The 18,049-nt window shown below is 62.5% G+C and carries 11 protein-coding genes, 2 tRNA genes and 3 pseudogenes; 4 read left to right on the top strand and 12 right to left on the bottom strand.

All coding sequences use genetic code 11. The features are described from left to right. Both FQ389_RS19530 and pknB read left to right on the top strand, forming a co-directional pair. Window positions 1–419: pseudogene (locus tag FQ389_RS19530) on the top strand (serine/threonine protein kinase); the annotation flags it as partial. Then, window positions 416–2,287 (top strand): Stk1 family PASTA domain-containing Ser/Thr kinase, encoded by a 1,872-nt coding sequence (pknB, locus tag FQ389_RS08565; RefSeq protein ID WP_144206815.1) that lies wholly within the window; start codon window positions 416–418, stop codon window positions 2,285–2,287. The pseudogene FQ389_RS19530 and the gene pknB, both read left to right, overlap by 4 nt. Here pknB and FQ389_RS08560 read toward each other — a convergent pair. Both FQ389_RS08560 and FQ389_RS08555 read right to left on the bottom strand, forming a co-directional pair. Beyond that, window positions 2,265–2,960 carry an aminodeoxychorismate/anthranilate synthase component II gene (locus tag FQ389_RS08560; protein ID WP_144206813.1) on the bottom strand — a complete coding sequence of 232 codons (696 nt, stop codon included), beginning with the start codon at window positions 2,958–2,960 and terminating at the stop codon, window positions 2,265–2,267. The genes pknB and FQ389_RS08560 overlap by 23 nt on opposite strands. Window positions 2,961–3,009: 49 nt before the next feature. Then, window positions 3,010–3,701 (bottom strand): annotated as a pseudogene (locus FQ389_RS08555) (DUF881 domain-containing protein). A 168-nt stretch (window positions 3,702–3,869) separates the two neighbouring features. Here FQ389_RS08555 and crgA point away from each other — a divergent pair. Together crgA and FQ389_RS19525 are read left to right on the top strand one after the other, a co-directional pair. Continuing rightward, the gene (gene crgA, locus FQ389_RS08550) at window positions 3,870–4,151 is read left to right on the top strand and encodes a cell division protein CrgA (protein WP_144206811.1); all 282 of its coding nucleotides are present in this window, start codon (window positions 3,870–3,872) and stop codon (window positions 4,149–4,151) included. A 160-nt stretch (window positions 4,152–4,311) separates the two neighbouring features. Further along, window positions 4,312–4,659, top strand: a pseudogene (locus tag FQ389_RS19525) (hypothetical protein). A gap of 14 nt (window positions 4,660–4,673) precedes the next feature. On the opposite strand, the gene FQ389_RS08540 reads toward FQ389_RS19525, so the two are convergent. The 10 genes from FQ389_RS08540 to dnaA all read right to left on the bottom strand — a co-directional run bounded on the left by FQ389_RS08540 (window position 4,674) and on the right by dnaA (window position 18,006). After that, a complete protein-coding gene (locus tag FQ389_RS08540) occupies window positions 4,674–5,222 on the bottom strand; it encodes a peptidylprolyl isomerase (protein ID WP_144206809.1) in 549 nt (182 codons plus the stop codon). Window positions 5,223–5,510: 288 nt separating this feature from the next. Further along, window positions 5,511–5,583, bottom strand: a tRNA-Ala gene (locus FQ389_RS08530). Between the two features lie 163 nt (window positions 5,584–5,746). Then, window positions 5,747–5,820, bottom strand: a tRNA-Ile gene (locus tag FQ389_RS08525). 61 nt (window positions 5,821–5,881) lie between these two features. Beyond that, window positions 5,882–6,754: a DUF3566 domain-containing protein gene (locus FQ389_RS08520; protein WP_144206807.1), complete on the bottom strand. Its 873-nt coding sequence runs from the start codon at window positions 6,752–6,754 to the stop codon at window positions 5,882–5,884. Between the two features lie 134 nt (window positions 6,755–6,888). Beyond that, window positions 6,889–10,665, bottom strand: coding sequence for an intein-containing DNA gyrase subunit A (gene gyrA / locus FQ389_RS08515; protein WP_144206805.1), 3,777 nt, complete (start codon window positions 10,663–10,665; stop codon window positions 6,889–6,891). Between the two features lie 40 nt (window positions 10,666–10,705). Beyond that, a complete protein-coding gene (gene gyrB, locus FQ389_RS08510) occupies window positions 10,706–12,739 on the bottom strand; it encodes a DNA topoisomerase (ATP-hydrolyzing) subunit B (RefSeq protein ID WP_144206803.1) in 2,034 nt (677 codons plus the stop codon). Window positions 12,740–13,010: 271 nt separating this feature from the next. Next, window positions 13,011–13,568: a DUF721 family protein gene (locus FQ389_RS08505; RefSeq protein WP_144206801.1), complete on the bottom strand. Its 558-nt coding sequence runs from the start codon at window positions 13,566–13,568 to the stop codon at window positions 13,011–13,013. Continuing rightward, on the bottom strand, window positions 13,565–14,728 hold the full coding sequence (recF, locus tag FQ389_RS08500) for a DNA replication/repair protein RecF (RefSeq protein ID WP_144206799.1): 1,164 nt from the start codon (window positions 14,726–14,728) through the stop codon (window positions 13,565–13,567). The genes FQ389_RS08505 and recF overlap by 4 nt, the downstream gene beginning before the upstream one ends. Before the next feature lie 9 nt (window positions 14,729–14,737). Then, entirely contained in the window at window positions 14,738–15,937 is a 1,200-nt protein-coding gene (gene dnaN / locus FQ389_RS08495) for a DNA polymerase III subunit beta (RefSeq protein ID WP_144206797.1), read from the bottom strand. Between the two features lie 530 nt (window positions 15,938–16,467). After that, window positions 16,468–18,006: a chromosomal replication initiator protein DnaA gene (gene dnaA, locus FQ389_RS08490; RefSeq protein WP_144206794.1), complete on the bottom strand. Its 1,539-nt coding sequence runs from the start codon at window positions 18,004–18,006 to the stop codon at window positions 16,468–16,470. Between the last annotated feature and the right edge of the window lie 43 nt (window positions 18,007–18,049).

Genomic DNA, 18,049 nt, shown 5'->3' with positions numbered 1-18,049 from the left:
CGTCGAATCCGGCGACCAGAGCAACCGCGGCCGCCGGCCCCCGGACTGCGGCGCCACGCCGCGCGCGCCCGTCCTCGGCCGTTCATCGTCCACCGCCGGCGCGACGCATGTTCTCCTCGGGGCAGCGCGCGTTGCTGTGGGCCGCAGGGGTGCTCGGGGCGCTGGCCATCATCATCGCGGTGCTTATCGTCATCAATTCCCGCGCCGACACCCAGCAGCAGCCGCCCCCGACGGTCACCGACACCGGTATCCCGCCGACGAACAAGACAACGGCCGGTTCGGCCCCCAGCCTGCGGCTGGATTGGACACAGAGCCCGGCCGTGAGCAATTCTGGATTCCAGAGCAGGCCATTCAAACTGAGCTGGGCTAACCCCCTGACGCCCAACCTGTCTCCGGCCCGATACGAGACACCGCAATGACCACCCCGCGGCACCTGTCCGACCGATACGAACTAGGGGACATCCTCGGTTTCGGTGGGATGTCCGAGGTTCACTTAGCCCGCGACGGCCGCTTGCATCGCGACGTCGCGGTTAAGGTGCTGCGCGCCGATCTAGCTCGCGATCCCAGCTTCTATCTACGGTTCCGCCGCGAGGCACAAAACGCCGCGGCGCTGAACCACCCGGCCATTGTCGCGGTGTACGACACCGGGGAGGCCGAGACGCCCAGCGGGCCGCTGCCCTACATCGTCATGGAGTACGTTGACGGGGTCACGCTGCGCGACATCGTGCACAACGATGGCCCGCTGCCGCCGCGGCGCGCGATCGAGATCATCGCCGACGCCTGCCAGGCCCTGAACTTCAGCCACCAAAACGGTATCATCCATCGCGACGTCAAGCCGGCCAACATCATGATCAGCGCCACCAATGCGGTCAAGGTGATGGACTTCGGAATCGCGCGCGCGATCGCCGACGGCGGCAACAGCGTCACCCAGACCGCTGCGGTTATCGGCACGGCTCAATATCTTTCGCCGGAGCAGGCCCGCGGCGACTCGGTGGATGCCCGGTCTGACGTATATTCACTGGGCTGCGTTCTCTACGAAATCCTTACCGGCGAGCCCCCTTTCACCGGTGATTCTCCGGTTTCTGTTGCCTACCAACATGTTAGGGAAGACCCAGTGCCCCCGTCGAAGCGGCACGAGGGCATCTCGGCGTACCTCGACGCGGTCGTGCTCAAGGCGCTGGCCAAGAACCCCGACAACCGCTATCAGACCGCCGCGGAGATGCGCGCCGATCTGGTCCGGGTGCACAACGGCGAGACCCCCGAGGCGCCCAAGGTCCTCACCGACGCCGAGCGCACTTCGCTGATGGCGTCGGGCACGCATGGCCCCCGCACCGACCCGCTGCCCCAGCAGCGCCTGACCGACGCCGACCTGGACCGCATGGGGGGCCCGGTCGGGCGTTGGGTCGTCGCAGTCGCTGTGCTGGCGGTGCTGACGATCGTCGTGGTGATCGCGTTCAACACCTTCGGCAGCTCGACCCGCGATGTTCAAGTCCCTGATGTGCGGGGCCAGGTCTCCGCGGATGCCGTTGCGGCGCTGCAGAATCGGGGCTTCAAGACGCGCACGCTGCAGCAGCCTGACTCATCAATCCCGCCCGACCACGTCATCAATACCGATCCTGGCGCCAACGCGTCGGTGGCTGCCGGCGACGAGATCACCATCAACGTCTCCACCGGACCCGAGCAACGCGAAGTGCCCGACGTGTCCTCGCTGAGTTACTCTGACGCGGTGAGCAAGCTCAAGGCATCCGGGTTCAGCAAATTCAAGCAGGCGAATTCGCCGTCCACCCCGGAGTTACTGGGCAAAGTGATCGGCACCAACCCGCCGGCCAATCAGACGTCAGCCATCACCAACGTTGTCATGGTCATAGTCGGTTCCGGACCCGAGACCAAGCAGGTTCCCGACGTCGCGGGACAGACCGTCGACGTCGCCCAGAAGAACCTCACCGTCTACGGCTTCACCAAGATCACCCAGGCGCAGGTGGACAGCACCCGCCCCGCCGGGGAGATCGTCGGCACCAATCCGCCCAAAGGCCAGACGGTTCCGGTGGACTCGATCATCGAGCTGCATGTGTCCAAGGGCAATCAGTTCACGATGCCAGACCTGACGGGCATGTTCTGGACCGACGCCGAGCCGCGGTTGCGGGCGCTGGGCTGGACAGGCGTGCTGGACAAGGGTCCCGACGTCGACGCTGGCGGTTCCCAGTCTCACCGGGTCGTCTATCAGAACCCGCCGGCTGGCGCCGGGGTGAATCGAGACGGTGTCATCACGCTGAAGTTCGGTCAGTAGCCGCGGGCTCGGGGAAATACGGCCGCACCGCAGAGCGGACCTCGTTTTCCAGCCGGCGGATCAGGGTGTCGTCGCGTGACCACCCGCAGTAGGTGAGCCAGTTCGCCAGCATCCGGTGCCCACCCTCGGTGAGGATTGACTCGGGATGGAACTGCACGCCGTGGATCGGCAACTCGGTGTGCTGCACGCCCATGATCACCTCGCTCGCCGTCTGAGCGGTCACCTGCAGTTCCTCCGGCAGCGATTCGGGCACGATGGTGAGCGAGTGGTACCTCGTGGCCGTGAAGGGATCAGGAAGTCCTTGCAACACACCGGTATTGGTATGGTGCACACTACTGGTCTTGCCGTGCAGCAGTTCGGGCGCCCGGTCCACGGTGGCGCCGAACGCCACACCGATGGCCTGGTGACCGAGGCAGACCCCGAGCAACGGGGTGGTCGCTGCGGCGCACGCGCGAACCAGGGCGATGGACGCTCCGGCGCGCTCGGGGGTGCCGGGTCCCGGGCTGAGTAGCACGCCGTTGAACTGCGTGGCGATCGCGGCGTGCCCGCCCGGTGGGGTCACCAACCGGGTGTCGTCGTTGCGCCACACGTCGGTCTCGACTCCGAGCTGCCCCAGGTATTGCACGAGGTTGAACACGAAGCTGTCGTAGTTGTCGACAACAAGGATCCGCATCGTGTCAGGGTACCATTCGACCGCGGGCCTGCCACTTTCCCGTGGTCTGTCAGTAGCCGATCGGCGCGTCCGGCTCGGCGTGTGGGTGCGGGCCGGTTCGCTGTGACCGCCGATTCGCACGTCCGGCCTGACAGTTTCGTGGTAGCCGAGGCCGAAGCGCACCACGTACTGCTTATAGAGGATCACCAGGGGGCCACGGCCAGCGCCGCCTGCATGGCCGTGGCATTGCCGATGGCAGTGATCGTGTAGGGCGGGACTATAGGTGCGCCCGTTGAGCAGTAAGCGTGTCACCCACGCAGCGCGCGGCACCGAGGTGGGGATGATCCGCTGGTCCTGCTATCTGGATCGCCTCCGCCCCGGCGCTCCACAGGGCGTTGAGAACGGCCACGCTGTCTTGCTGGTGCACGACCAGGTCGTCGGGGAAGGCGTCCTGCGGGAACCGGCTGTTGGCGTCGCGCTGAGCATCGTCAAGGGTGACCGTCAACCCGGGCCCGTGCACTGGGGTCATCTGCGCCTCGACCGCCAGTTCGGCGGAGCGGCGCAGCATGGCCACCAAGGCGGCGTCAGTCGATTTCAGGTTGCGTCAAGTCGATCTTGCCGGCGAGCACGTCGCGCTTGGTCTTGAGGCGATCCACCGACGCCTGCGTCTCGCGCACCAGGTCCACCAGCCGCGGCGCTGCGCCGGATCGCGGCCCCGCTCGCCACCCCGTGGGTGGCGGCGATGAGCAGACCGGTCGGCAGGCAAACTAGGGGGACGCCGAAGCATCACGGCGAGCGGCGGGGCTGTGTCATCGCGTCTCCGATTTCCTGGTCGGGCCGCCGGGTGCGTTAATCTCGTAGCCAAGTTTTGCGTGCAGCTACAACCGCTATCATTGCACCCGTCTTGTTTACCGTGATCCCGAGGTAGTCATGCCGAAGTCCAAGGTCCACAAGAAGAACGACTTTATCGTCAGCACGGTTAGCCGGACGCCGGTCAAGGTGAAGGTTGGGCCGTCCAGCGTGTGGTTCGTTGCGTTGTTCGTCAGCCTCATGCTGATCGGGTTGGTCTGGCTGATGGTGTTCCAATTGGCGGCGGTCGGTAGCCAGGCTCCGACCGCGCTGCATTGGATGGCCCAACTTGGGCCCTGGAACTACGCGATCGCGTTCGCTTTCATGATCACCGGTTTGTTGCTCACGATGCGCTGGCACTAAACAAAGATCTGATGTGGAATGAATTCGTTTCGGGGCGCGTCGGTGCCTGAACCAGCAACCTTGTGATCACCCAATCACACGCGTGTGATTTATCCCAACTGTTGGTAGCTGGTGTGGATAACCGCATCGGAGCTGGTGGGAGGGGTTAGGGTTAGACACTATGCAGCAAACAATGTGGGAGCCTGGGTTGGGGGAATCGCTGGTTGTGGCGTCGTCGGCGCTTTCATGGCTATCGCGAGTGTGACTGTGGTTACAGACGCGCCTGGCTGTGTTCTGGCCGGAATTGCCGGGGCAGAACTGCTGGTGATTGCCGGTGGCATCTGGCGCGCACGACCGAAGCTGGCAATTACCGACGACGGCCTGACTGTTCTCCCGCTGGGAACTCGGCACCGACCCGCTGGTCGTGCTGGCCGCCCTCACCGCGGTCGGATACACGGGCCGAAAGCCGCCCAGCCGGCCTAGCGTGGCCGGCTCAGCGAACAGGGCCCAACTAAAAATACCCAACTAAAGATAAGAACCTAACTAAGAAATGGTGATCGACTCGATGACGACCGGTTCGGTCGGACGGTCGTTGCCGTCGGTCGGTGTCGTCGAGATCGCCTCCACGACCTTCTGCGACTTGGGGTCGGTCACCTCGCCAAAGATCGTGTGCCGACGGTTCAGGTGCGGGGTCTTGCCGACCGTGATGAAGAACTGTGAGCCGTTGGTCCCCGGACCAGCGTTGGCCATCGCCAGTAAATACGGCTTGTCGAACTGCAGCTCCGGGTGGAACTCGTCGGCGAACTGATACCCCGGTCCGCCACGTCCCGTACCCGTCGGGTCGCCGCCCTGGATCATGAAGCCCTGGATCACCCGGTGGAAGACCACGCCATCGTAGAACGGGCCGGACGGGCCGCCGGATGCGTTCTGCGTCGAGTACTCCTTGGTGCCCTGCGCTAGGCCAACGAAGTTGGCGACCGTCTTGGGCGCATGATTCCCAAACAGAGCGATCTTGATGTCGCCGCGATTGGTGTGCATCGTGGCAGCTGCAGTCTGACGTGGGCTGTTGATCACGACACCAGAGTCTGCCATTACCCACCCCTCCGTCCACAACCCGGTGCCACCCGGCGCGGCCTGGCACGAAAATACCAACGTCGCGCCGCGATAGGCCCACCGGCCTCATGTTGGTGGCAGTCTGTAGGTTCCACAAACGGCACAGAAAGGCAGCATATGAGCGCAAACGCGGAATCCGGCCGACCCCGAGGCAGCGACTCTTTCGCGATCTCGCCGCCGCGCAGGACGTAGTCGCGAACCGATCGTGGGTGCCGCGGTCGTGGTGCTGGCCGGCGGCGCGGCCGTGTTTGGCATCGTCCGGCGGTGTGGAGCCTAGGGGAATCGAACCCCTGACACCCGCCTTGCAAAGGCGGTGCTCTACCAACTGAGCTAAGGCCCCTCTTGACCGCCAGATGCGGCAGACGGATCAACGGGTGTGGGATCAACAGCTGCCACGTGCCAGATCTCAACCCCGCGTCGCGACCACACCACCGCCGCCACCAACGCAATCAGCACCAACGGCAATGCAAGTCTCACACAACGTCTGGACGGGTACATGGTTGTGGGCCTAGGAGGACTCGAACCTCCGGCCTCTTCGTTATCAGCGAAGCGCTCTAACCGCCTGAGCTATAGGCCCGGACACGCGTACAGCCGAGCGACGAGATTACAGCACTCACCGCCCTATCCCAAAGCCCCAACTAATCTCGATCCGCCAGCGTCACTTCGATGCCTCCGATCAAGTCTGCCGTCAGGTTGTAGACGAACGCGCCGATCGTTGCCATCGCCGTAAGTAGGACGATGTTGACCAACCCGATCAACACGGCACCGCCGAAGATCGTGCCGCTAGAGACCAATTCGCCACTGCTGCCGCTGGTGTTGTTCAGCAGGTCGCCGACGTTGCTGTTCAGCTTCGCCCACACCCCCATACCACCCAGCACCAGGTAGAGGAACGCGACGGAGATCATCCACACGAAGAACAACGCCACCGACATCATCAGCGACACCTTCAACGTGCTCCACGGATCGATCCGGCGGACCTGCATGCTCGCCCGGACCGGGCCGCCGCGGCGCCGCGTGACCTGAACCAGGTTGTCGCGGCCTTCCCGCGGTTCCCGGGTGCCCGCTCGCCCGCTCGGCTGCACCGCCTCCGCGCCACAGTCCGACGGGGACTTACGCTGCACTCCGCGCGGCGCACCGCCGGAAAGGTCCGGCAGCTCGCTGGCATAGGCCTCGTGCGTTGGCCCGTTGGCGCGTTTGGGCGTCTCGGCTTCGGGGCTCTTCGGTTGGCCTTGCCCACTAGTAACAGGCGCATTGCCGCCCGCAACGAACCGGTTCAGCCGGGCGTCCACATCGGACAGCGGTCCTTGCGGTCGTGCCTCCGTCAGTGGTTCGCCCTGACGATTCTCGGGGTTGGCGGCCCGGGCGGCGCCCCGCTGCCACGGCAGCGTATCAGAACCATCGGACCCGCGGCCGGCTTGCGAAGGCGCACCGTGCTGGTACATCCCGGCCGCAATGTCGCCGTTCGGGCTGTCGCCCTTTTGGGGTGCGCCCGGCTCGCTCGATGAGGTCACCAGACTCCTTACCTCTGCTTGCCCCGGCCCGCCTGATCGGTGGCACTCGCATGGTCTGATCGTACTGAGTCTAATGCCCACGTCCGGTGGCAATGCCCCGGCGGGCCGCCTACCGGATGCAGACGCCGTGCTGGTTAGCTCCCGGACCTAGTGGTGTCGTTGGCTTCCTCGGCTTCGTCCTCGGCGCTTTCTTCTGCGTTGCGCGCGATGGCCAGCAGTGTGTCGCCCTCACCCAGGTTCATCAACCGGACGCCCTTGGTCTGTCGGCCGGCCTTGCGGACCTGGCGCGCGGCGGTGCGGATGACACCGCCGCCCGAGGTGATCGCATACAGCTCACTGTCGTCATCGACGATCAACGCCCCCACCAGCCTGCCACGCCGGCGGTCGTATTGGACCGTGAGAACACCCTTGCCGCCGCGGCCCTGCACCGGATACTCCTCGATCGCGGTCCGCTTGGCGTAGCCGCCCGCCGTGGCCACCAGTAAATACATGCCGTCCTGGACCACCTTCAGCGACAGCAGCCGGTCGTCTTCGTTGAAGCGCATGCCCTGCACGCCGGAGGTGGCGCGGCCCATCGGCCGTAACGCCTCGTCTGTTGCGGAGAACCTGATCGATTGCCCATTGGCCGAGACCAGTAACAGGTCGTCCTCGGCCGAGCACAACACCGCCCCGACTAACTCGTCGTTGTCGCGCAGGTTGATCGCAACGATTCCGCCGGATCGGTTGGAGTCGAAGTCGGTCAGCTTGGACTTTTTGACCAGCCCGTTCTTGGTGGCCAGGACCAGATACGGTGCGTCCTCGTAGCTGTGGATTTGAATGACCTGCGCGATGCACTCCTCCGGCTGGAATGCTAGCAGGTTGGCAACATGTTGACCGCGCGCCGTCCGGGACGCCTCGGGCAGTTCGTAGGCCTTGGCTCGGTAAACGCGGCCCTGCGTGGTGAAGAACAGGATCCAATCGTGCGTCGACGACACGAAGAAATGCGCGACGATGTCATCTTGCTTGAGCCCGGCGCCCTGCACACCCTTACCGCCCCGCTTCTGGCTGCGGTACAGATCGGTCTTGGTGCGTTTGGCGTAACCGGTCTCGGTGATCGTGACCACGACGTCCTCGCGGGCGATCAGGTCCTCGTCGTTGACCTCGCCGTCGGTGGCGATGATTCGGGTGCGTCGCTCGTCGCCGTGCTTCTCCACAATCTCGGCGAGCTCGTCGCGCACGATCTCGCGCTGCCGTTCCGGCTTGGCCAGAATGTCTTCCAGGTTGGCGATCTCGGCTTCGATCTTGACCAAGTCGTCGATGATACGCTGACGTTCTAACGCGGCCAGGCGCCGCAGCTGCATATCCAGGATTGCCTGAGCCTGGATTTCGTTGATGTCGAGCAGCTCGATTAAGCCGGCGCGGGCGATGTCGACGGTCTCTGACGCCCGAATCAGCATGATCACCTCGTCGAGCGAGTCTAGCGCCTTGACCAGACCGCGCAGAATGTGGGCCCGCTCGTTAGCTTTTCGTAACCGGTAGGTGGTCCGGCGCACGATTACGTCGAGTTGGTGTTCGACGTAAAAGCGAATCATCTGGTCGAGGCGTAGTGTGCGCGGCACCCCGTCGACGATCGCCAGCATGTTGGTGCCAAAGCTGGTCTGCAGCTGGGTGTGCTTGTAGAGGTTGTTCAGCACCACCTTGGCGACCGCGTCACGTTTGAGTTCGATAACGATCCTCATGCCGATTCGGTCACTGGACTGGTCTTCGATGTTCGAGATGCCGGCGAGCTTGCCGTCGCGTACTTGCTCGGCGATTAAGGTGATGAAGTTGTCGTGGTTGACCTGATACGGCAGCTCGGTGATCACCAAAGATGTTCGGCCCCTGAGCTCTTCAATTTCCACCACGCCGCGCATCCGGATCGAGCCGCGGCCAGTCTTGTAAGCGTCGGCTATACCCTGTGAACCGACGATCAGCCCAGAAGTCGGGAAATCGGGTCCTTTCACCCGCTCCATGACCGCGGCCAGCGTAGCCTCTTCGTCGGCGTTGTAATTCTCCAACGCCCAGTACACGGCCTCAGCAAGCTCACCGAGATTATGCGGCGGGATATTGGTGGCCATGCCGACCGCGATGCCACCCGAACCGTTGGCTAGCGTATTGGGAAACCTGCTGGGCAGTACAGTCGGCTCCTGCACCCGACCGTCATAGTTCAGGATGAAATCGACTGTCTCCTCGTCAATTTCGCGAAGCATCTCCATTGCCAACGGCGTAAGCCGAGCCTCGGTGTTGTGGCTGACGAATCCGTTGGTCAGGAATGCATGGTCCGCTGTGTCGACGAGTAAGCTGTACACCGGTTGCACGTCCGCGTCAACGACTGCGGCCACCTCGGCGTAGTAGAAACGTCCGTCGGTGAGATCGCTTGCGATGGACCGCACATCGGGATCAGCGATATGGGCAAGAATCTCGTCGGCTTCAGTACGCGACCTTGCGATCTCATCAACACTGTGCCGGTTCAGCCAGTCACGATCCATCCAAGAACCACCGGCGTGGCTGCGGATGAACGCCGCCAACTCCGGAACGTGGTCCGAATCGCGTCGTGCGCAAGGTGCCATCGAATGGAGGATGGACGTCAGCTTGGCTTGCTTGGCGCCAACAAAACCTACTTCTGTGGCAAACTTTTCTGCTTCTCCGCGGTTGGTTATGACCACCTTGTATCTGCCCACCGTGTGACGGTAACGGCGCGAGATAATCCCGAATTCGAGCAGCATCTGCTGCACGTCGACAGACAACCGCCGGCTGCTCGTCGAGTAAGATATCTGAATTGTGTTGCGCGACAGCATCGAACATGATCCGTCTCCTTCGAACAGCGCCTGCAGGAAGGCGCGCTTGACGGCTACGGGTGAATGCCACAGCCAATTCGGGACAAACTTGTCCGCCGACCGATTCCCGCACAAGTCGGCCAGTCGGGTTTTCTTTAGTTCGGTCAAGTCCTGGATATCGAGCTCGTGCAGCACCGAACCGGATGCGATGGTCCTAGTCGACAGGTAGTGGTGGCCGCCGACAACCGCGTCGTACGCGGCCACCACTACGTTGAAATAATAGCGATCAGGGTTGTTGAACCTGGCGCGCCCGTCAGAGACGAAACCCTCACTGATGAACGCGCCGAATAAAAGCGCCTCCATCGTCGAATGCGAATCTACCGGACCGAACTCCACCGACGGTGTCCGCTGCAACGCGACGTGATCGCCGGGTCGGATTTCCTCGATTAGCTTCCACAACAATGTAGGTATACCGCCGACGTTGACCAAGCACAGGAGCGGGTGGTTGGCCGTTCCCGTGACTTCGTAGCCTTCGGCTGTTCGCACCGCATATGTCTGGTGCTCGCCCGAATGAAACAGTCGATTGGCGACCACAGGGTTGCCGTGCCGATCGAGCACCTTCAATTCAATTGCATTGTCGGAGTTGGGTCGGGCGTTTGGCACCACATCGGCAATACGAACCGAGCCACCGAATGGTAAGCGCACCAACGCGTCCCCGGTGACGCAGTACCGCATCGCGGCTGGCGGGTCGTTGCCCGGCGAACCGAAGTTGCCTTGGCCGTCGATCAATGGGTAGCGCAGCGACCACGGCTGCGCCATCCGCACCAACGTGTCATAGATCGACGCGTCACCGTGTGGGTGATAGTTACCCATCGTCTCGGCGACTGACCGCGCTGACTTCGCATGGCTGCGGTCTGGCCGGAATCCGGAGTCGTACATCGCGTACAGTACCCGGCGATGCACTGGCTTGAGTCCATCGCGAACTTCCGGCAAGGCGCGGCCCACGATCACGCTCATTGCGTAGTCGATGTAGCTGCGCTGCATCTCCTGCTGAATGTCGACCGGCTCGATCCGGTCGACAGAATCGTCGCCCAGGGGTAGCGTCGTGTCGGTCATGTAGTCCTCTTTTTAGAAGTCGCACAACAGGTTAAGACTTTTAAACGTCGAGGAAGCGGACGTCTTTGGCGTTGCGGGTGATGAAGCTACGGCGGGCGTCGACGTCTTCGCCCATCAGAATGGAGAATGATTCGTCGGCGGCGGCAGCGTCGTCGAGGGTGACTTGACGCAGTACCCGCACCAAGGGGTTCATGGTAGTTTCCCAGAGTTCTTTGGCGTCCATTTCGCCCAGCCCTTTGTAACGCTGGATGCCGTCGTCTTTGTTGATCTTTTTGCCCGCCTTCTGCCCGGCATCAAGCAGGCCGTCGCGTTCCCGGTCGGAATAGGCGAATTCGGGGTCGCTGCGTTGCCATTTGAGTTTGTATAGCGGGGGCTGGGCCAAAAACACGTGCCCGTGTTCGATCAGCGGGCGCATGAACCGGAATAACAGGGTGAGCAGCAGGGTAGAGATGTGTTGGCCGTCGACGTCGGCATCAGCCATCAGCACGATCTTGTAGTAACGCAGTTTGGTGATATCGAATTCGTCGTGGATTCCGGTACCCAGAGCGGTGATGATGGCTTGGACTTCGGTGTTTTTCAGCACCCGGTCAATGCGGGCCTTTTCGACGTTGATGATCTTGCCGCGCAGCGGCAGGATAGCCTGGAACATCGAGTCGCGGCCGCTTTTGGCTGACCCGCCCGCAGAATCTCCTTCCACCACATACAATTCGGACTTACGTGGATCGGTAGAACGGCAATCGGACAACTTACCCGGCAATCCTCCCAAATCCGTGGCACTCTTACGCCGCACCAACTCCCGCGCGTTACGCGCTACAATGCGGGCTTGCGCGGACGAAACCGATTTTTTAACAATGGTTTTCGCCGCGGAGGGATTCGCCTCGAACCAGTGCGTGAGTTGTTCGTTACAGACTTTCTGCACGAACGACTTCACTTCGGTGTTACCAAGTTTCGTCTTGGTCTGCCCCTCGAACTGCGGCTCGGTTACCTTCACCGAGATCACCGCGGCCAGGCCTTCCCGGATGTCTTCGCCGGTCAGGTTGGGATCCTTGTCTTTGAGCAGCTTTTTATCTTTGGCGTACTTGTTCACCACCGAGGTCAACGCGCTGCGGAAGCCTTCTTCGTGAGTGCCGCCCTCGTGGGTGTTGATAGTGTTAGCGAATGTGTGCACCGACTCCGAATAACCGCTGTTCCACTGCATCGCGATTTCCATCTGGTATCCCGGTTCCCCGCCGCGGAATTCAATTATGCTGGGCTGGATCGGATTCTTGGTACGGTTGATATGCTTGACAAAGTCGACCAGACCACCCGGGTAATGGAATGTGCGGTACTTGACCTTATGCGGCTTGGCCGATTTGGCCGCCTGCTCTTCGGCCGACCGGGGCGCCTCGGCCGTGTCGCTAACCACCTCATCGACGACCTCGTCCTGCAACACCCGTTCGTCAGTTAGGTTGATCGTCAAACCCTTGTTGAGGAACGCCATCTCCTGCAGCCGGCGCGACACCAACTCGAAATCATATTGGGTGATTTCGAAGATCTCGGGGTCGGCCCAGAACCGAATGGTGGTCCCGGTCTTCTTGGTGGCCTCGCCTTGCTTGAGCGTGCCGGGCACCGCATGGTCGTAGTACTGGAACCACTCATAGCCGTCGCGTTTGATGTTGACCTCCAGGCGGGTGGACAACGCATTGACCACCGACACACCGACGCCATGCAGGCCGCCGCTGACAGTGTAGCCGCTGTTCTCGCCGCCGAACTTGCCTCCGGCGTGCAGTTGGGTCATGACGACGTCGACGGTTGGAGCGCCAGTAGCGTGCATGGCCACCGGAATGCCCCGCCCGTCGTCGGCCACCTCGACGCTGCCATCATCGAAGATACGAACGTCGACCCGGGTCGCGTACCCAGCCATCGCCTCGTCGACAGAGTTGTCGACCACCTCCCAAATGAGGTGGTGCAGACCTCGCTCACCGGTGGACCCGATATACATACCGGGTCGTTTCCGGACGGCCTCGAGCCCTTCGAGCACGGTGATCGCTGACGCGCCGTATTCGTCTTGCGCCTTCTTCTTCTGGGCAGCCACGGTCAGAATGCTCTCCTTGGGGTTTCATGCGAGCGGTTCCAGCCACCGCAACAGTCGCATTCATCCACTCTACCGTGATCGACGTTTAAGACCGATTCTCCGAGCGCGTTTCTGCCTAATCTGTACGCGCCGTATGTCCGATTTCTTCAATGACGGTACGTCCTCCGGGTACGTACGTCATGGGGGTTCATTTCGTCCCCGCGTCTCTGAGTCGCCGCCCGTTTCCGTCTCCACCCGGCAGGAATCCGAGCACCACACGGCCCCGATAGTGTCAGCCGTAGGTGTCACGCGGCCCGCGCCCAGAGATGTGTCGCGGACCCTTCCGCCATGACGGAGCGGCCGGACCGGTGATTTTCAACGAAGTGACCACGCCGTTGCCGACCGCGGCGGCGATCTTGACAAGCAATTGTGCCTGGATCATCCTCAGCTGGGTGGCCCAGGCCGTCGACTCGGCGGCCACGCTGAGCACCCCCTCGTGCAGCCGTGTCGGCGTGGCGTGATCGGCGATCTGCTGCCCGACCACCGTCGCCCAATGGCCTAAAACGGTGCCCTCGGCGACGTGTCCGGACCAACCACGCTTTTTCGCGAGTTCACGGGCGAGCCGCCCGAGCGGTTGCGGGTCGCGCACGTCGGGTCCCGGACCCGACCAACTGCGTCGCTGCCCGGTCACCCGCCGCTGCCCCGCACCGCTGCCCAGCCCAACGTCTTTGCCCTGCGCTCGTGCGGCCGCCCACGCCTCCTCGAGTGTACGCCGCACCAGATCGATATCGCACAACTCAGTGGGTGGTGGGGAAGTGACGTCCTGGGGTTCCTGCTCGGAGCCGGTCATGGCTGCATCACCGAAATCCGGCCCGAGTCGTCGTCCCGTAAGTCGATGTGCACCTGCTTAGCGTCCCAGCCCTCGGGGATATCTTCCAGCCCCGCCGCTGTCACCAAAACTTGTTCCGCAGAATTCGCGATGGTGGCCAACGCCCGGCGGCGAGCGGCGTCGAGTTCGGAAAAAACGTCGTCGAGCAACAAAACCGGTTCACCACCGTCGGCGCACAACAACTCGTACGCGGCCAGCCGCAGGGCGAGCGCAAAAGACCACGATTCGCCATGGCTGGCAAAGCCTTTCGTCGGCTGGTCGCCGAGCCGTAATTCCAAGTCATCGCGGTGCGGGCCGACCAAACAGACCCCCCGCTCCAGCTCGGCGTCGCGGCGCGCCGCCAACGCCGACAACAACGCGGCTTCCAACAATTTCCGGTCGCCGCCGGTGTCTGCCGGATTGTCGATACCCGCCCGGTCGATGCTCGACTTGTAGCCGACGGCGGCGGAGCGCGATCCCGGGGCCAGCAGTTTGTAAGCCTTCTCCACCTCGGACGTCAGTTGATTCATCAAATCGATACGGGCAGCCATCAATTCGGCGCCGTGCTCGGCCAGCCGCGCATCCCACACCTCGAGAGTGTCCAACGTGTCGCGGTCACCGCGGTACCGCGCCCCGGCCAGCGACTTCAACAGTGCGGTGCGCTGCCGCAGCACCTTGTCGTAATCCGCGCGCAGCACGGCGAATACCGGGCGTCGAACGGTCTCCAGATCGTCGAGGTATCGCCGGCGATCAGCCGGATCACCGCGAACCAGAGACAGATCTTCGGGAGCGAACAACACCGCACGCAAGACCCCGACCACCTCCCGGGTACTACGCACCGGTGACCGATTGAGCCTGGCCTTGTTGACTCGGCCGGCGATAATCTCCACATCGATCGCGCATTCCCGGCCGCCGTTGACCACGATGGTTGACACCACCGCGCGGCCGCACCCAGCCCGGATCAACGGTGCATCGACACCGACCCGATGTGAACCCAACGTAGTCGAATACCACAGCGCCTCAATGAGATTCGTCTTTCCGAAGCCGTTGGGTCCGACAAACACCGTCCGGCCCGGTTCCAGCTCGACGTCGGCGTGCGCCCAGGACCGGAAATCGCGCAGCCCTAAATGTCGGACGTACACCTGTTCGGCCTATCCGGGCAACCGAACTGGCATTAACAAGTAGACGTAATCGGTGGGCAATGCGGAGAACGGGCCGGTACCCGTGGGGTGGCTATCCGCATCGAAGGCTGGGCGTAGCAACGCCGGTTTCCCGGGAGTGGTGAAGCCGAACAACACCCGATCGGCGTGGACCGATCCGAGTCCGTCGGTTAGGTAAGTCGGGTTGAACGCGATGGTCAACGGTTCACCGGCGAAGTCGACGGCGAGCGCTTCTTCGGCCCGGCCGACGTCGTCGGCGCCGGCGGACAGCCGCAACGTCCCCTCGGAGAATTCCATCCGCACCTGAGCGCCGCGATCCGCGACCAGCGCGACGAGCTTGATCGCCTCGGTCAGTTCGGCGACGTTTATGGTCGCCACCGCGGTGTGCTCGGCGGGAAGCAACTGACGGAATTTCGGGAACTCGGCATCCAACAGCCGGGTGGTGCTGCGCTTACCGTTGCCGCTGATGCCAATCAGCCCGTCATTGCCGACACCCAAACCGCTGCCCAACGACAATCGGACGTCGGACCCGTCGGTCCCCGCTTTCGCCGCCTCGGCCAGGGTTTTGGCCGGCACCAGCACGGCAGCCTCGATATCAGGTGACAACACCGACCAGGTCAGTTCGCGGACTGCCAGGCGGAACCTGTCGGTTGCCGCCAAAACGAGCGATTCACCGGAGATCTCGACGCGGATGCCGGTCAGCATCGGCAGCGTGTCGTCGCGGCCGGCGGCAATTGCAACCTGGCTGATCGCCTCGGCAAACAAATCCGACGGCAGGCTGCCGGTCTCTTCCGGCAGCGTCGGCAATGTCGGGTAATCCTCGACCGCCATGGTCGGCAGGGAGAACTTGGCACTTCTACAGGTCAACGTCACCCGGTTGCCGTCGACATAGAAATCGATCGGCTTGTCCGGCAACGCCCGAACAATGTCGGACAACAAGCGTCCCGACACTAAAACACTTCCCGGAGAAGCGATTTCGGCCGCAATCTGTGCCTCGGCGGAGACTTCGTAGTCGAATCCAGAGACCGTCAACCCCTCATCGGTGCCCGTCAATAACATGCCGGAGAGGATTGGCACAGCCGGCCTCGACGGCAGGTTTTTCGCGACCCACGACACAGCGTCGGCGAACGAGTCTCGGACCAGCCGAAACTTTAGGTCGGTGAGGCCAGCATTCGTCGTCGCCACGTTCATAGCGTCCTTATCACCTACCCAAATCCGAAACCACCGGTTGGCTGTGCGCCCCGCCGGCGTGCCTTCTGCTCCACGACATCCACAACGGCACGAACAACAACAACCGTAAAGCTTCCTCGTCCATCTTTAAAGCTAATCGCAAAGGCCGACAACCCGAGTGGGTGACGACCAGATGAGCGCTATGCGACCACGTGTCCCCACAGCTGCTCTTCAAAGAAAAACAAACGGAAAGATTTCAGTACCAGTATTAAGGCCTGTGCATTCTGGGGACAACCGCGGTTTGATGCAGCTAGCGCGGTGGCGACCCTGTGGGTGACCGGCAGGGGAACTGTGCAGTCGGTGTTGGGGCGCTGGGGATCGGGGCGGGGTGTGCACGCTGGCGCCGGGTACTACACCGACATTCGGCACGTTTGTACACAGTATTGCCCACATATCGGGGGTGTGGCTGGAGTTACAAACGAGCGAGAAGTTTTTACGAAAAGTTGGTATTTCCGCCCGCACCGCGGCGCTCTTGTGGGTGCGAGGGTGAGTCAGCGCTTGGAGCGTTGCCGGATCCGCGTGGTGAGTTCTTTGACGTGATCGAACACTTCATGTCGCTCGGCCATCTCGGACAAGATCTTTCGCTGTGCGTACATGACCGTGGTGTGGTCCCTGCCGAACGCCTGGCCGATCTTGGGTAGCGACAGGTCGGTCAGCTCGCGGCAGAGGTACATGGCGATCTGGCGGGACTGAGCTAGCGCTCGGGTCTTGCCCGGGCCGCGTAACTCCTCGATGGTGGTATCGAAGTATTCGGCGGTGGCCGCCATGATCGTCGCCGCGCTGATCTGCATCGTGCTGGCGTCGGCGATCAGATCCCGCAGCACGATTTCGGCCAGCGATTTGTCGATCGGCGTTTTGTTGAGCGAGGCGAACGCCGTGACCCGGATCAGGGCGCCCTCGAGCTCACGGATGTTGCGTTCGATGCTGCTGGCGATCAACTCGAGGACGTCGTCGGGCACCGCGAGGCGTTCCATCTGTGCCTTCTTGCGCAGAATGGCGATGCGGGTTTCCAGCTCGGGTGGCTGGACATCGGTGATCAGGCCCCATTCGAACCGGGTCCGCAGTCGGTCTTCCAGGGTGGCGAGCTGTTTGGGTGGCCGGTCCGACGAGATGACGATCTGTTTGTTGGCGTTGTGCAACGTGTTGAAGGTGTGGAAGAACTCCTCCTGGATACCTTCCTTACCCTCGATGAACTGGATGTCATCGACGAGCAGCACATCGACATCGCGGTAGCTGCGTTTGAACGCGACCTTGCGGTCGTCGCGCAGCGAGTTGATGAAGTCGTTGGTGAATTCTTCTGTCGAGACGTACTTGACCCGCATCTCGGGGAACAGTCGCTGCGCGTAATTGCCTGCGGCATGCAGTAAATGGGTTTTGCCTAGGCCAGACTCTCCCCAGATGAAGAGTGGGTTGTAGGCCCGCGCCGGCGCTTCGGCGATAGCTAGGGCTGCGGCATGAGCGAACCGGTTGGAGGCGCCGATGACGAAAGTCTCGAATGTGTAGCGCCGGTTGAGGCTGGTGCCGTCCGCGGCGCCGGAGTCGGTGGACAGCGGCTGTCCGGTAAAGTAATTGGGCCAACTCTGCTCGGCCGCGACGATTTCGCCGTTTTCGGTGGTTTCACTGCTCTCGTAGGCTTCGTCAACGTCACTTGAAGTTTCTTGGCCGGGATCATCGGCGTAGGTGTTGTCGGATGTGAAGGCGACATCCTCGGTGTCGTCGGTGGGCGGCGCGATGCGGACCCCGAGCTGGATTTGCTGACCAAGCCGCCGACTCAGCGCATCGGTGATCGTGATGCGCAGATGGCGTTCGATCTCGTTCTGCACGAAACTGCTCGGCACCGACAGCAGCGCGAAACCCTCGACAATGGTGAGGGGCTGGACGAGATTGAGCCAGGCACGTTGTTGCGGGGTCAGTGGGGTGGCGAGTGTGGTGCGGTTGTCGGTCTCACCGTCTTCGTCGGAACCACCGTTGAGCTCGGAGACGACCGCGTTCCACACGGTCGTGAAACCAGAACCGGGGTCATCGGTCAACGACGCACTCTCCCTGGTCCGACGTCAAACCCTAACCACTTGC

Origin of the sequence: Mycobacterium tilburgii (genome assembly GCF_902168065.1) — a bacterium.
Lineage (GTDB): Bacteria > Actinomycetota > Actinomycetes > Mycobacteriales > Mycobacteriaceae > Mycobacterium > Mycobacterium tilburgii.
Note: the sequence above shows the minus strand (reverse complement) of the source record. Positions and strands in the feature narration are given on the sequence as shown.